At 70.2% G+C, this 14,540-nt stretch carries 16 protein-coding genes and 2 pseudogenes; 7 read left to right on the plus strand and 11 right to left on the minus strand.

All coding sequences use genetic code 11. The features are described from left to right. The first annotated feature begins 23 nt into the window (after nt 1-23). Nucleotides 24-929: a Gfo/Idh/MocA family protein gene (locus tag CP970_RS37355; RefSeq protein WP_055555036.1), complete on the plus strand. Its 906-nt coding sequence runs from the start codon at nt 24-26 to the stop codon at nt 927-929. Here the strand turns inward: CP970_RS37355 and lnt are convergent. From lnt to CP970_RS37380, 5 genes are all read right to left on the minus strand, one after another. Beyond that, on the minus strand, nt 853-2,616 hold the full coding sequence (gene lnt / locus CP970_RS37360) for an apolipoprotein N-acyltransferase (RefSeq protein ID WP_055555038.1): 1,764 nt from the start codon (nt 2,614-2,616) through the stop codon (nt 853-855). The two genes, CP970_RS37355 and lnt, sit on opposite strands and share 77 nt — an antisense overlap. Nucleotides 2,617-2,741: 125 nt before the next feature. Next, nucleotides 2,742-3,263: a nuclear transport factor 2 family protein gene (locus tag CP970_RS37365; RefSeq protein WP_055555040.1), complete on the minus strand. Its 522-nt coding sequence runs from the start codon at nt 3,261-3,263 to the stop codon at nt 2,742-2,744. 75 nt (nt 3,264-3,338) lie between these two features. Continuing rightward, a complete protein-coding gene (locus CP970_RS37370) occupies nt 3,339-3,854 on the minus strand; it encodes an NUDIX hydrolase (RefSeq protein WP_055555042.1) in 516 nt (171 codons plus the stop codon). Further along, on the minus strand, nt 3,855-4,034 hold the full coding sequence (locus CP970_RS37375) for a hypothetical protein (protein ID WP_079043972.1): 180 nt from the start codon (nt 4,032-4,034) through the stop codon (nt 3,855-3,857). It lies immediately after the preceding gene. Nucleotides 4,035-4,322: 288 nt separating this feature from the next. Further along, complete coding sequence (locus tag CP970_RS37380; protein WP_055555044.1) at nt 4,323-4,778, minus strand: MarR family winged helix-turn-helix transcriptional regulator; 456 nt, start codon at nt 4,776-4,778, stop codon at nt 4,323-4,325. Between the two features lie 248 nt (nt 4,779-5,026). On the opposite strand from CP970_RS37380, the gene CP970_RS37385 reads away from it, so the two are divergent. Beyond that, a complete protein-coding gene (locus tag CP970_RS37385) occupies nt 5,027-6,484 on the plus strand; it encodes an MFS transporter (protein ID WP_055555046.1) in 1,458 nt (485 codons plus the stop codon). Nucleotides 6,485-6,511: 27 nt separating this feature from the next. Here CP970_RS37385 and CP970_RS37390 read toward each other — a convergent pair whose 3' ends face one another. The 3 genes from CP970_RS37390 to CP970_RS37400 form a co-directional block, all read right to left on the minus strand. After that, complete coding sequence (locus tag CP970_RS37390; RefSeq protein ID WP_055555048.1) at nt 6,512-6,988, minus strand: GNAT family N-acetyltransferase; 477 nt, start codon at nt 6,986-6,988, stop codon at nt 6,512-6,514. A gap of 41 nt (nt 6,989-7,029) precedes the next feature. Continuing rightward, nucleotides 7,030-7,461 (minus strand): DUF4267 domain-containing protein, encoded by a 432-nt coding sequence (locus CP970_RS37395; protein WP_055555050.1) that lies wholly within the window; start codon nt 7,459-7,461, stop codon nt 7,030-7,032. A gap of 74 nt (nt 7,462-7,535) precedes the next feature. Then, nucleotides 7,536-7,886 (minus strand): antibiotic biosynthesis monooxygenase family protein, encoded by a 351-nt coding sequence (locus CP970_RS37400; RefSeq protein ID WP_055555051.1) that lies wholly within the window; start codon nt 7,884-7,886, stop codon nt 7,536-7,538. Between the two features lie 157 nt (nt 7,887-8,043). On the opposite strand from CP970_RS37400, the pseudogene CP970_RS45235 reads away from it, so the two are divergent. Beyond that, a pseudogene (locus CP970_RS45235) lies at nt 8,044-8,547 on the plus strand (hypothetical protein). Nucleotides 8,548-8,687: 140 nt separating this feature from the next. Next, nucleotides 8,688-8,990: a hypothetical protein gene (locus CP970_RS37410; protein ID WP_055555061.1), complete on the plus strand. Its 303-nt coding sequence runs from the start codon at nt 8,688-8,690 to the stop codon at nt 8,988-8,990. Nucleotides 8,991-9,014: 24 nt separating this feature from the next. Here CP970_RS37410 and CP970_RS37415 read toward each other — a convergent pair whose 3' ends face one another. Together CP970_RS37415 and CP970_RS37420 are read right to left on the minus strand one after the other, a co-directional pair. Beyond that, complete coding sequence (locus CP970_RS37415) at nt 9,015-9,887, minus strand: undecaprenyl-diphosphate phosphatase (protein WP_055555053.1); 873 nt, start codon at nt 9,885-9,887, stop codon at nt 9,015-9,017. A gap of 231 nt (nt 9,888-10,118) precedes the next feature. Next, complete coding sequence (locus tag CP970_RS37420; protein WP_055555055.1) at nt 10,119-10,580, minus strand: winged helix-turn-helix transcriptional regulator; 462 nt, start codon at nt 10,578-10,580, stop codon at nt 10,119-10,121. Between the two features lie 116 nt (nt 10,581-10,696). Between CP970_RS37420 and CP970_RS37425 the strand changes: the two genes are divergently transcribed. Next, the gene (locus CP970_RS37425; protein WP_055555057.1) at nt 10,697-11,866 is read left to right on the plus strand and encodes a thiolase family protein; all 1,170 of its coding nucleotides are present in this window, start codon (nt 10,697-10,699) and stop codon (nt 11,864-11,866) included. A gap of 76 nt (nt 11,867-11,942) precedes the next feature. Here CP970_RS37425 and CP970_RS37430 read toward each other — a convergent pair whose 3' ends face one another. After that, nucleotides 11,943-12,647, minus strand: coding sequence for a TVP38/TMEM64 family protein (locus CP970_RS37430; RefSeq protein WP_055555059.1), 705 nt, complete (start codon nt 12,645-12,647; stop codon nt 11,943-11,945). 49 nt (nt 12,648-12,696) lie between these two features. On the opposite strand from CP970_RS37430, the gene CP970_RS37435 reads away from it, so the two are divergent. Continuing rightward, the gene (locus CP970_RS37435; protein WP_055555063.1) at nt 12,697-13,407 is read left to right on the plus strand and encodes a DNA alkylation repair protein; all 711 of its coding nucleotides are present in this window, start codon (nt 12,697-12,699) and stop codon (nt 13,405-13,407) included. 346 nt (nt 13,408-13,753) lie between these two features. After that, nucleotides 13,754-14,437: pseudogene (locus tag CP970_RS37440) on the plus strand (GTP-binding protein); the annotation flags it as partial. Nucleotides 14,438-14,540 lie beyond the last annotated feature (103 nt).

The following is a 14,540-nucleotide window of genomic DNA, read 5'->3' on the forward strand; positions in this document are numbered from 1 at the left end:
AAAGCGGGAGTGGGGAGACAGTGGTGAAGGTCGGCTGCATCGGACTCGGTGACATCGCGCAGAAGGCGTACCTGCCTGTCCTCACCACCCAGCCGGGGGTCGAACTGCACCTGCAGACGCGTACGCCCGCCACCCTCGCCCGGGTCGCGGAGGTGCACCACGTCCCCGATGAGCGGCTCCACACCGACCTGGACGCGCTGCTCGCCCAAGACCTCGACGCCGCCTTCGTGCACGCGCCGACCGCCGTGCACCCGGAGATCGTCACGCGGCTGCTCGAAGCGGGCGTGCCGACGTACGTGGACAAGCCCATCGCGTACGAACTCGCCGAATCCGAGCGGCTCGTACGGCTCGCCGAGGAGCGCGGCGTCAGCCTCGCAGTCGGCTTCAACCGCCGCTTCGCGCCCGGCTACGCCCAGTGCGCCGAGCACCCGCGCGAGCTGATCCTGATGCAGAAGAACCGCGTCGGCCTGCCCGAGGACCCGCGCACGCTCGTCCTCGACGACTTCATCCACGTCGTGGACACGCTGCGCTTCCTCGCGCCCGGCGCCATCGACCACGTCGGGGTACGCGCCCGGGTCAAGGACGGGCTCATGGAGCACGTGGTGCTGCAGCTCGCGGGCGACGGCTTCACGGCGCTCGGCGTGATGAACCGGCTGAGCGGTTCGACCGAGGAGATCCTGGAGGTCTCCGGTCAGGACACCAAGCGGCAGGTGCTCAACCTCGCCGAGGTCATCGACCACAAGGGCCAGCCGACGGTGCGGCGGCGCGGCGACTGGGTGCCGGTGGCCCGCCAGCGCGGCATCGAACAGGTGGTGCTCGCCTTCCTCGACGCCGTGCGCGCGGGCAAGGTGCTCAGTGCCCGTGATGCGCTGGCGACCCATGAACTGTGCGAGCGGGTGGTGCGGGAAGCTCAGGAGCAGGCCGCCTGAGCGTCCGCGCACCCTCGGCGAGGCACAGCAGCACCAGGAAGATCAGGGCGGCGTGTACGGGCCAGTCGCCCCACCTGACGTACGCCGTCACGCCCGTGGCCAGCGGCACCTCGTAGACCGCGGTGGCGCTGGCCGATGTGCCGAGCGGCGAACCGACGCGTGAGCCGTCCGGGCCGTAGACCGCGGAGACACCGGTGAGGGTCGCGTGCACCATGGGGCGGCCCGTCTCGGCCGCGCGCACCGCGGCGAGCGAGGCGTGCTGCTGGGGAGCCCAGCTGTGCTGGAACGACGAGGTGGCGGACTGCGCGAGCAGCAGCCGCGCGCCGTCGCGGGTGAGCTGACGGCTCATGTCGGGGAACGCCGACTCGAAGCAGACCAGCGGACCGACCCGCAGACCGTGCCCCACGTCCATCACCACCTGCCGGTCGCCGCGCCTGCGGTCCTCACCCGCGGCCTTGCCGACCGACGTCGCCCAGCCGAGCAGGCCGCGGGCCGGTACGTACTCGCCGAAGGGCACCAGACGCATCTTGTCGTAGCGGTCGCCGGTCGGGCCCTGCGGTCCCACCAGGACGGAACTCTTGAAGATGCCGGCCTTGTCGGAGCGGCGCGCGTCGACGTTCACCAGGATGTCCGCGCCGATCTCGCGGGAGAGCGCGGCGATCCGGCGGGCGACGTCGGGCCGGTCGGCGAGGTCGAATCCGACGCTGCTCTCGCCCCATACGACGAGGTCGACGTCCCGGCCCGCCAGGGTGCGGGTCAGCGCCTCCTCGCGGGCCAGGCGCTTCTCCGGACCCGCGATGCCGTCGATGACACCGGGCTGCACGACGGCGACGCGGACGCCGCCCGCGGGCTCCGGGCGGGGCGCCCAGGCCCAGGCGGCGGTGGTCACGGCGGCGACGGCGACGATTCCGGCGATGGCGGGGGTGCCGGGGGAGGTGCGGAACGGGGTGGATCCGCTCCGTGCGGCCGGGGTGGGCCCATGTGCGGTCCGTGCGGAGCCTGGCGCAGTCGGGGTGGATACTCGTGCGGGCAGGGCGGAGCCTGGTGTAGCGGGGGTGGAGACTCGTGCAGCCCGGGCGGAGCCCCGCGCGGTCAGCGCGATCACGAGCAGCGCGACCGCCGTGTTCACCACCACGACCAGCGCGCTGACCAGCCACACCCCGCCCACGGAAGCGAGCCGCAGCGCGGGCGCGACCTGCCACTGGCTCGACCCGAGCAGACCCCACGGGCCGCCCAACCCCTCCCAGGACCTGACCAGTTCGACCATCAGCCAGGCCGAGGGCAGCGCCAGGAGCGCGACCGAGGCCCGTCCGGTCGGCGGCGCCTCACCGAGCAGCCGCCGCACCAGCCAGCCCCACGGCGCCCACAGCAGGCCGAGCAGCGCGGCGATGACGACCGTGAAGACATGCAGGCTCGGGAGCAGCCAGTGGTGGACGGCCACCATGAAACCGAGGCCACCGAGCCAGCCGTCGAGCGCGGCGCGGCGCCCGGTCGGGGCCGACCTGGCCAGCAGGATCCAGGGCACGAGGGCGACGTACGCGAACCACCACACCGCGGGGGCGGGGAACGCCAGGGCGGGCAGTGCCCCGGCGAGGACGGCCGCACCGCCGCGCCACCAGCGCGAGGCGAGCATCCGTCGGCCGCGCCGCCCGGCCCGCTCCCACCGGCCGTCGCCGATCAGATCCATGCAGCGCCTCCCTCTGTCCCCGACGCCCGGTCGTACGTTCCAGTGTGCGCGCCCCGGACGATCTACGACAGTGGGCGTTCACCGTGGTGTGAAGGGTCGGGCCGGGGGCCTACGTCGCCTGGTTCCTAGCCCGGGTGCTGCGTGATCCTGCGCCACTTCTCCGCGACGACGACTTCGCGGAGCCGCCAGCCGCTGTGCGTACGGAGCAGTCCGAAGGAGTAGCGGCCGCCGCAGACGAAGTCCGGCGCGGGGGTCCCCTTCGCCGCCCCGTCTGCCCCGTCTGCCCCGTCCGCCACGTCTGCCCCCTCCGTCCCTTCTCCCACGAACGCCATGGGGTTCACATAGTCGGCGCGCACGCGCGCGGTGTCCCCGATGTCCTGATCGAGCGTCCCGAACTCCAGTCTCCGGTTCACGATCAGGTGCTGGCGCATCGAGAACATCCGCAGCGTCTCGGTCATCCAGGTGGCGACATCGGTGGCCGCGCCCTCGATGCCACCGGCGGAGCGGTAGTCGGCGCGCCCGCCGGGGGCGAAGAGCCGGCGGTAGGCGTTCCAGTCACCGTCGTCGACGGTCACGGCGTATTCGGTGATGAGGGCGTCGATGGCCAACCGGTCCATTACTGCGGCGAGTTCCACGCGCTGCGTCATCGGCTCAGTGTTGGGTACGGGAGGTGGGGAGCCAAGGGGTGTGCAGGGGGCAAGAGCCGCCGGGGTCGCGTCGGTCTAGGCCGACGGGCCGCGCCCTGTCCCGTGTCCTGTCCCGTGGCGGGGGAGCGCACGGCTGATCAGGTCGTGGATCAGGAACTCGCCGGGTGCGCGGTTCTCCTTGAGCAGGGGGAGTTCGGCGGGGCCGAACCAGGCGTACGCGCTGTGCCGGGACCACTCGATGGCCGGGTGGGCCAGATCGCCGGTGACTTCGACGACGTAGTCGGCCTCGTGCCGCACGCCGCCGCCGTCGTCTCCCTGCCAGACGGCGACGCCCAGGAACCGCCGCACGCGCCGCAGCTGCCAGCCGGTCTCCTCCTCGATCTCGCGTGCCAAGGCGTCGAGGAGGCCTTCGCCGGGTTCGACGTGGCCGCCGACGACGTCCCAGCAGTCGGGGAAGAGGAGGCGGTCGGGCCCGCGCTTCTGTGCGAACGCCTCGCCCCGCTCGTTGAGGATCACCGCGCCGACGGCCCAGGTCTCACCCTCGCCGGGCACGGGCACCTCGACGTCGCGGTCGATGCCGAACGGCCTCATCTAGGCAGCTTTCACGATCTCCTCGCGAACAGCGGTGGCCCATTCGGTCACCAACTGCTCGTACTCCCGGCGCTGTTCGGCGGAGAGGCGCCCGCCTGCGCGCAGCCACAGGCCGCGGATCCGTTCGTTCAGTTCGCCGGACGACCGCGCGGAACCATGGGGTGGTGGGGTTAAGGACATGGAGTCAACCCTAGGGGATGGCTACGACAATCGGAACTGTCAGCTACCGCACACCTGCGCCAAGTGATCGTCATGTCGGTCGGTGACGCCATGGTCGGCGTCGGGTCGCCGTGCGCAGACCGGTATGGAACGGTAGGAAGCGGTCAAGTCTGAATGAACGACGTAGAAGGTGGCGCGATGTCCTCGAAGCGACGCAGGAAGAAGAAGGCCCGCCGTAAGCACGCGGCCAATCACGGGAGCCGTCCGCAGTCTTGAGGAGCGCGCGGGCGCGCGTCAGGGCGGTCGGGGTCACGGACGTGGCCACGGCCGCCCTTCGATGCGTTCGATGTCCGTGTTGAAGCGCTTGAGGTAACCGGCGAAGGCCTCGATGTCCTCGTCGCCCCACTCGGCCATGATGCGATCCAGGCTCTGGGTGATCCCTTCGCGTTCCGCGTCCAGGCGCCGCTCGCCCTCGGCGGTGATGCGGAACTTGCGGGCCATGCCGCCGTCCGGGTCCGGGATGCGGTCGATGAGCCCGCCCCGGACGGCCGCGGCGGTCTGCCGGTTGAGCGTGGAGGTGTCGAGGCCGAACGCGTCGCCGAGCTGGCCGATGGTCATCGGGCCCTGCATGCGGATGCGGCTGAGCAGGATGTACGCGCTGCGGTCCAGGGTGCTGTCGGCCCGCCGCCCCTTCGACTTGTGCAGGTGCAGGTAGCGGCCGAGCAGCATCTGCTCGTACTCGACCCGGTGCGTGGCCCTGCCCATGTGTTTCTTCCTCCGCCGTCCTGTTCGTCCCCGTAGCTGGTACCAGCCATCTCTACCACACGGCATGCATGGGTCATGCTGTGTGCACACGCCATTCGATGTGTTCGATGCATGAGATGTGTACGATGCACATCCATCGCGTCCGCCCGGTGCCGCGGCATCGGCGGGCTCGCGCAGTCGAACCCGTACGCGCGCAGTCGAAACAGTCGAACTCGTACGCGCGGTCGAACCCGTAGAGGAGCCCCGTCATGGACGGCCCCAAGCCGACCTCCAGCAGCCCGCGCGGCATCGTCGCCACGCTCGCGCTGGCCGGCACCGTCGCCGCGGTCATGCAGACCCTGGTGACCCCGCTCATCGGCGAGCTGCCGCGGATCCTGGACACCAGTTCGTCCAACGCGTCCTGGGTGATCACCGCGACGCTGCTCTCGGCGGCCGTCTTCACCCCGGTCAGCGGTCGGCTCGGCGACCTCTACGGCAAGCGCCGGATGCTGCTCGTGTCCTGCGTGCCGCTGCTGATCGGCTCCGTGGTCTGCGCCCTGACCTCCTCGGTCGGCCCGATGATCGTGGGCCGTGGACTGCAGGGCATGGGCATGGGGGTGGTGCCGCTCGGCATCAGCCTGCTGCGCGACGTGGTCCCGCCGGAGAAGCTCAGCTCGTCCATCGCGCTGGTCAGCGCGTCGATGGGGATCGGCGGCGGACTCGGTCTGCCGATATCGGCGGGCATCGCCGAGTACGCGAGCTGGCGGGTGCTCTTCTGGGGCGCGGCTGCCCTCGCGCTGCTGATCGGCGCGATGATCTGGTTCCTGGTGCCCGCCACTCCCGCGGGCGCCCAGGGTCAGCGCTTCGACTTCGTCGGCGCCCTCGGCCTGGGTGCCGGGCTCGTCTGTCTGCTCCTCGGCGTATCCAAGGGGGCCGACTGGGGCTGGAGTTCGGGCACCACGCTCGGCCTGCTCGGCGCCGCGGTGCTGGTGCTGCTCGTCTGGGGCTGGTGGGAACTGCGCTCCCGCGACCCGCTGGTGGACCTGCGCACCACGGCCCGCCCCCGCGTCCTGCTGACCAACGTGGCATCGGTCCTCGTCGGATTCGGCATGTACGCGCAGGCGCTGATCCTTCCTCAGCTGTTGCAGTTGCCTGAGGACACTGGTTACGGGCTCGGGCAGTCGATGTTCGCCATGGGCATGTGGATGGCTCCGGCGGGTCTGATGATGATGGTGGTGTCGCCGATCGGCGGAAAGCTGACCGTTGCGCGGGGCCCCAAGTTCACGTTGGTCACGGGCGCTCTGGTGATCTCGGTCGGATACGGGCTCGCGATGCCGCTGATGGGCTCCACCTGGGGCCTGCTCGTCGTGTCCCTGGTCGCCAACAGCGGTGTGGGCCTGGCGTACGGGGCGATGCCCGCGCTCATCATGAGCGCGGTGCCCAGGTCCGAGACCGCGGCGGCGAACAGCTTCAACACCCTGATGCGCTCGCTGGGCACCTCGTTCTCCGCCGCGGTGGCCGGTGTGGTCCTCGCCCAGCTCACCATCACGATGGGCGGCCATGTGCTGCCCTCCGAGAACGGCTTCCGCGTCGGCCTGTTGATCGGCTGCGGCGTCGCGCTGGCCGCGGCGGCGGTGGCCGCGATGATTCCGGCGGTACGACCTGTCGTGGCGGAGGACGACGGGGTGGGGCGGGATGCCGGGGAGGCGGCCCGGGCGCGGGCCTGAGGCTTGTCGGCGGGACGGGCGGTCACCTCAGTCCATGATGCTTTCCAGCAACTCGGCCGAAGGTTGAAATCCGGCCCGTCGGTAGAGAGGGTCGCTGCGCTCGGACGGCCAGACGATGAGGTCGTCCATGCCCAGGCTCCGGGCGTGCAGTTTCAGCGCCTCGAGCAGGGCGGTCCCGGACCCTCGGTTGCGCTGGGAGGGGACGACGTAGAAGTTCGTGACGTAGCCGACGGGAGTGTTCTCCGCGTAAGGCTCCGGGACGCGCTCGACGAGGTGGAGGAAGACGTGGCCGCAGATCTCTTCCTCGATGTCGAGGACCCAGGCCAGCCATCGCCCGCCGTCGAGCCGCTGCCGGATCCACTGCTCGGCCTGGTCCACGGGTCGAGCCGGTGAGGGGAGATCCCCTTCGTATTCGTAGTCCTCTTGCTTGAAGGCCCAGCGCAGTCGGGCCAGAGCGGGAGCGTCGGCGGGGCGGGCCTGGCGTACGTAGGGGTCTGTGGTCATCGGGGAAGTCTGGCAGGGGCCAAGGTGGCGCGAAGGCGGTGTCAGGCGGGCTGCGGGACGGGCCTCGCCGGAATGGCCGCGACCTCGGCCTTGCGGGTCTCGTGCATGATCAGCAGACCGTTGACCACCATCGCTGTCGCGGTCAGACCGTGGACGCCGAGGGCGGTGGCCACGGAGCCGTGGTGGGCCAGCACGGTGCTCATGTCGCCGTACGCGGCGAGGGCCTCCACCAGCAGCGCCCAGCCCAGTGCCCGACGGTGGCCCGTCAGCAGCAGGATGCCCAGGACCAGGGCCAGGACGACGTCGCGGATTCCCTTGACGATCAGGAAGCCACCGCCGTCGCCGGACGGCCAGCTGGGCAGGCCGAAGTCCGGCGCCGTCGTCTCCGGGCGCACGATGAACTCCATCCCGAACCAGAGGATGAAGAGGATGAAGGCGGCGGCCAGGACGGTATTGATCTTCTTCAGCGACATGGGTCCTTTTCCTTACGAGTCTTCGTCAGCTGGGTGAGCTTCGTGGCTCGATCGACATCCGCGGTGCGCGGCGGTCATGCGTCGATGCGCTCGAAGATGTGCGGATACGAGACGATGTCGTCGGGGAAATCAGCCGCCATGCGCTGGAACTCCGGGCTGCCGAGCGCGGTGGCGAGTGCCTCGGTCGACTCCCAGACCGCGACGTTCATCAGTAGCTGGCTGCCTGCCGTTCCCTTGTGCATCTGCAGGGAGACGAATCCCGGCTGAGCCTTCATGAACTCCGCCTGCCTCCGAAAGAGGCTCAGGAACGCGTCGGTCCTCTCCTTCGGAACGACGAAGGTGTTGGCCAGGACGATGGGCCCGGTCTTCTCCTCGAACTGCGCGAACATCGGCGTACTCGGGTCCAGGCTCTGCAACGTGGCCATCTTCGGCACTTCCTCTCGCTGTCGGTTCAGTGCGACTTTGGGTGTGGGTGAGTACTCACTCACCCCTGTCCGCACTTATGGTGAGTGAGTACTCACCCCTGTGTCAAGGTCGGCGCTCTACGAGTGCTTCGCCGATCTCGCCCACTACCGTGCCGTCGTGACCGGTAACGCGCTCCCTCTGCTGTTTCTGGACGTCGATGGCCCCTTGGATCCCCTTCGGGGCGACGCGGGAACAACTCCCCGACGGATATCCGGCATACGGGAAAGGGCGTGGCGCGGCGGAGGCAGCCGACGCCAACCCGCTCATCACACGACTCGACCCGGCGCTCGGCGACCGGCTGCTCGCGCTGCCGTACACGCTCGCCCTCGTGGCCTCCACTGGAAGACCCGCCCCCTCCTGGACTGGGCGGCCGGACGCCCCTTCGCCTGGGTCGACGACGAGATCACCGACGCCGACCGGGCATGGACGGCGGCGCGCCACCGGAGCCGTAGCCTTCTCCACCGTGTGGATCCTCGACTCGGCCTAGGCAAGGTAAGCCCGAGGCCGAAACCCTCGGCGCGGGATTTTCCGGCTTCCCAACCAGGCCGCGCGTACGCGGGAATGAGCCCCGACTGGATCGCCGCGTCGGCGGCCCTTGTCGGTGCTGTCACGCGTCGATAACGGCAAGGCGCCGACGACCACGGGTGCGGTGCCCCGGAGTGGGCGCCGCCAACCAGTGGCGGGGCAGAGCGCGGAGCTGAGGGCTCGGCTCGACCGTGGATCACCGGGATACCCTGCTCGCCGTGATCAAGGGGTGGGGCATGCGCGGACGGTGGTACACGGCTCTGGGCCTCAACGTGGTGCTGGGAGTTCCGGCCGTCATTCCGATCTGGATGCTCTACTACATCGCAGCCACCTGGAAGGACCCGGAACCGACCGAGAACGACGGCCTGGCCGTTGTCGTCGTGGGCTTCGGGTCGGTCGCCGCCGCCTGCGGATTCCTCTGGTGGGCGGCCAACCGCTCGCTCGCCCGCCGAACCCGCCTCAGCCAGCCCCAATACTGGCTGCTCAGCGGCCTGGGAACGCTCCTGCCCACGGCCGTACTCATCTGCCTGGCAGCCTGACCCGACCGGCGGTCCCCTTCTCCGTCACCCCGCCGACTCGCCCGCGTGCGGGCTCAAAACCCCCATGCCGACCAGCACGATCAGCACAATGCCCAGCAGCACCCGGTAGTAGACGAACGGCATGAAGCTCTTCGTCGTAATGAACTTCATGAACCAGGCGATCACCGCGTAGCCGACCACGAACGCCACGATCGTGGCGAAGATCGTGGGGCCCCAGGCGACGTGGCCCTCGCCCGCGTCCTTCAGTTCGAAGACGCCGGAGGCCAGGACGGCGGGGATGGCGAGGAGGAAGGAGTAGCGGGCCGCGGACTCGCGGGTGTAGCCCATCAGGAGGCCGCCGCTGATCGTGGCGCCCGAGCGGGAGACGCCCGGGATCAGGGCCATCGCCTGGCAGAAGCCGAAGATCAGGCCGTCCTTGACGCCGAGTTCCTTGAGGTCCTTGCGGCGGCGTACGGCGCGGTGCTTGCCGCCCGTTTCGTCGCGGGCTGCGAGGCGGTCGGCGATGCCGAGGACGATGCCCATCACGATGAGCGTCGTGGCGATCAGGCGGAGGTCGCGGAAGGGGCCCTCGATCTGGTCCTTGAACGTCACGCCGAGGACGCCGATCGGGATCGAGCCGACGATGACCAGCCAGCCCATCTGCGCGTCGTGGTCGGAGCGCGGCACCTTGCCGAACAGCGAGCCGAACCATGCCGACAGGATCCGCGCGATGTCCTTGCGGAAGTAGATGAGCACGGCGGCCTCCGTGCCGATCTGGGTGATCGCCGTGAACGCGGCCCCGGGATCGTGCCAGCCCGCGAACGCCGCGGTGAGCCGCAGGTGCGCGCTGGAGGAGATCGGGAGGAACTCGGTCAGCCCCTGGACGAGCCCGAGGATGAAGGATTCAAGCCAAGACATGAAAACTGCGCCGTCCAAGTACTGATCATCAGGCCGCGGGTGGATGCGGGTGCGGTGATAGCGGTCAACGAGAGGCGGTGCTGCGGCGGGAACGCCGGGGCGCGAGGGGCGGTCACTCCCCCTCGTCGGGGGCAGCGTAACCGCCTTGGGTGAACGGGGGGCTCTGAGGGCCGCCGTGCGGCGTGTGGGCGGCGGGGGAGGGGTGCCCTCCGGTGTGGCGTGGACCCCGGATCAGGGCGCCGTCGGGCCCGTCGTCGACCAGCCCGGCGTCTGCGGATGCGCGGCCAGGTCGTCGTGGTGGACCGCGTCGCCGCAGGCGGAACACGTCACGACGGGGACCAGTTCGTGGCCGCAGGAGTGCTCCAGGACCATCGGGGGTCCTTCGGCGCCGCGTAGATGGCGGTCGCCCCAGGCCATGAGGGTCATCAGGACGGGCTCCAGTTCGAGGCCCGCCGGGGTGGGCCGGTACAGGAAGCGCTGCGGGCGCTCACTGTAGGCGGTCTTCTCCAGGACGCCCGCCTCCACCAGGCGGCGCAGCCGCGTCGCGAGGATGTCCCGGGGGGCGCCGATGTTGCGCACCAGCTGGTCGAAGCGCTCGTTGCCGAGGCACACCTCGCGAAGGACGAGCAGGGAGTACTTCTCGCCGACCAGGGCGAGTGCGTCGGCGATGGAGCAGGGGCGCGGATCCTTCATGCGGGCAGTTTAGAGGGACTGTGAGAGTGGGTTTGATTTTCCAACTTACCTCGCTATGGTGAGTTTGGATCTCCTACTCACTGGTGGTTGGACTCGTCGCCGAAAGAGGACCGCTCATGCGTGACGCCGTCATCGTCGAAGCCGTACGCACGCCCGTGGGCAAGGGCAAGCCCAACGGCGCCCTCGCCGATGTGCACCCGGTCGACCTCCTCGCCCACACGCTGCGCGCCCTCGTCCGCCGCAGCGGCATCGACCCCGCCCTCGTCGACGACGTGATCGGCGGCACCGTCGACCAGGTCGCCGAGCAGGCCATGAACACCACCCGCTACGCCGTCCTTTCGGCCGGGTTCCCCGAGTCCGTACCCGCGACCACCGTCGACCGGCAGTGCGGCTCCTCGCAGCAGGCCGTGCACTTCGCGGCGCAGGGCGTCATATCGGGCGCGTACGACATGGTGGTGGCCTGCGGGGTGGAGTCGATGAGCCGCGTACCGATGTGGTCGAACGTGCCTGCGGGCGCCGACCCGTTCGGCCCCGGCGTCGCCGAGCGCTATCCGGACGGTCTCGTCCCGCAAGGCATCAGCGCCGAGCTCATCGCCGCCAAGTGGGCCATCGGGCGCGAGCGCATGGACGCCTTCGCGACGACCTCGCACCAGCGGGCCGCGCGCGCCTGGGACGCCGGTCTCTTCGACGCGGAGACCGAGCCGATCGCCGGTCTGACGCGCGACGAGTCCGTCCGCCCCGCCACCACCCCCGAGGTCCTCGCGGGCCTCAAGCCCGCCTACTACGACCCGGCCTTCGGCGAGCGCTTCCCGCAGATCGACTGGAACGTCACCGCGGGCAACAGCAGCCCCATCAACGACGGGGCGTCCGCCGTCCTCATCACCACCGGCGAGAACGCCGCCCGACTCGGCCTGCGCCCGCTCGCCAGGCTGCACAGCTTCGCCGTCACCGGGTCCGACCCGATCCTGATGCTGACCGGCGTCCTGCCCGCCACCGAGAAGGTCCTGCGCAAAGCCTCACTGACCCTCGACGACATCGACCTCTTCGAGGTCAACGAAGCCTTCGCCAGCGTCGTGCTCGCCTGGCTGCGGGAGACCGGCGCGGACCCGGAGAAGGTGAATGTGCACGGTGGTGCCCTCGCGCTCGGCCATCCCCTGGGAGCCAGCGGCACCCGGCTGATGACCACCCTCGTCCACGCCATGCGCGCCCGCGGCGCCCGCTACGCGCTCCAGACCATGTGCGAGGCGGGCGGCCTCGCCAACGCGACGATCCTCGAAGCGCTCTGAGGGGTCTCGGCGAACAGGGATTCCGGCGAACAGGGGGCCCGGCAAACAGGGGGTCCCGGCGAACAAGGATCCGGAGTCAGTGGCCGCGCAGGTGGTGTCGTTTGAACCACGCCACCAGCGCCCCGCCGAGCCCGGTCACCGCGATGAACCCCATCGCGATCAGGAACACCGGCGACGTCGGCGTCGACGCGCGGGCGCCCGCGACGACGTACGCCGCGGTGTTGGGAACCGAGCCGATGCCCGTGGCCAGAAGGAACGGCAACCAGCCCATGCGGGAGACCGCCGCACAGTAGTTGGCCGCGGCGAACGGCACGCCGGGGAAGAGCCGCACCGCCAGCATGGAACGGAAGCCGTGGCTGCTGAGCTGGCCGTCCGCGGCCTTCAGCCACTTGCCCCGCAGCAGCGGCCGCAGCGCGTCCTGGCCGAGGATCCTGCCGAGGCCGAAGGCGATCCCGGCGCCGAGCACGGTGCCGGCGATCGCCGCGCCGAGCCCCGCCGCCGTACCGAAGAGGGCGCCCGCCGCGAGGTTCAGGAGCGGCCGGGGCACGAACGCGGCGGTGCAGGCTCCGTACGCCACGGCGAACAGGGTCACCGCCGCGGCGCCGCCGAGCTGGGCGGGCCAGCCGTCGGAGAGCAGCCGCTGCGGTTCGAAGAGCAGGACGCACGTACCGGCCGCGGCGAGCAGCACCACCAGCAGGGACAGCCGCGACCACGGCGAGAGCAACGCCCTGGTGCAGCGCACGGCGAGGCCCTGCGGTCGGGTGGTGACGGTCTCGAGCATCCGGGAAGAGTAACCGGCTCATGTGTCTGATCGCCGTATGGTGCGTCTCATGAGCGTCACAGTCCCGATGCCCGTACCGCGAAGCGATCTTGCGGAAACCGTCGTCGAACGGCTCGTCGCGGCCTATCCGGCGGCGGCCGATCCGGCACGGGCCGCGCGGATGCGCGCGTACATGAAGGACGTCGCGCCCTTCCTCGGACTGACCTCGCCGGTGCGCCGCGAGCTGTCCCGCGCCGTGCTCGCGGGGACCCCGCGCCCCGACGAGGCGGACTGCGCGGCGCTCGCCCTGCGCTGCTGGGAGCTGCCCGAGCGCGAGTACGCCTACTTCGCGGCGGACTATCTGCGCCGTCACGTGCAGCGCTGTTCGTCCGGCTTCCTGCCCGTGGCCAGGCACCTCGTGACGACGCGCTCTTGGTGGGACACGGTCGACGCGCTCGCCGCACATGTCGTCGGCGCTCTGGTCGCGGCCGATCCCGCGCTGCGGACGGCCATGGACGAGTGGATCGAGGACGAGGACCTGTGGGTGGCCCGCACCGCCCTCCTCCACCAGCTCCGATACAAGTCGGCGACGGACACCGAGCGCCTCTTCGCCTACTGCGTGCGGCAGTCGGGACACCCCGACTTCTTCGTCCGCAAGGCGATCGGCTGGTGTCTGCGGGAGTACGCCAAGACCGATCCGGCGGCCGTACGCGCCTTCGTCGAGCGGGAGCGGGACCGGCTCGCGCCGCTGTCCGTGCGGGAAGCGTTGAAGAACCTCTGAGCAACTCGGCTCGCGGAACGCGTCGTTCGGGATAAAACCATTCGACGTGGGCGCCTCCTTCGGTGAGGATCAGTGCCATGTTCCGGTACGCCTTCCTCGCAGCAACGCCCGCAGTCGCGGGCGCTGCGAAGGCTGCCGTACTCGCATCTGACGTCCTCGCACCTGACGTCCTCGTATTGGCCGTCCTCGCACCTGACGCCTTTGACGGCGCCCGAAGCTGACCCTCCCCGGACACTCCGGCGGACCCCCTAGGGGGAGGGTCGGTCAGGCCCCGGGGTCCCCGTCCCGACCGTGCGCCGAGCGCCGGTCAGGGACAACAGCTTCGAGTTCCGGAGAAGGAACAGCCATGTCCAAGACGGCATACGTGCGCACCAAGCCGCACCTCAACATCGGCACCATGGGCCACGTCGACCACGGCAAGACCACCCTGACCGCCGCCATCACCAAGGTCCTCAGCGAGCGCGGCACCGGCACGTTCGTGCCCTTCGAACGGATCGACCGGGCCCCGGAGGAGGCGCAGCGCGGCATCACCATCAACATCGCGCACGTCGAGTACGAGACCGACACCCGGCACTACGCGCACGTCGACATGCCAGGACACGCCGACTACGTCAAGAACATGGTCACCGGAGCCGCGCAGCTCGACGGGGCGATCCTCGTCGTCTCCGCGCTCGACGGGATCATGCCGCAGACCGCGGAGCACGTGCTGCTCGCCCGGCAGGTCGGCGTCGACCACATCGTCGTCGCCCTCAACAAGGCCGACGCCGTCGACGACGGTGAGGACGCTGAGCTCACCGACCTCGTCGAGCTCGAGGTCCGCGACCTGCTCTCCACGCACGGGTACGGCGGGGACTGTGTCCCTGTCGTACGCGTATCCGGGCTCAAGGCCCTGGAGGGCGACGAGCGGTGGACGGCCTCCATCGAGGCGCTGCTCGACGCCGTCGACACGTATGTGCCGATGCCCGAGAGGTACCTCGACGCGCCCTTCCTGCTCCCGGTCGAGAACGTGCTCACCATCACCGGGGTGGGGGAGAGGGGTGGGTTTACGTTTCGATTGCGGTGCGGCTCTTGGGGCAGTGATGCGAAGCATCTTGCTGCCTGACCAACTGTTTCGGCACCGATGGCATGGGCAG

It is taken from the genome of Streptomyces kanamyceticus (assembly GCF_008704495.1).
GTDB classification, from domain to species: domain Bacteria; phylum Actinomycetota; class Actinomycetes; order Streptomycetales; family Streptomycetaceae; genus Streptomyces; species Streptomyces kanamyceticus.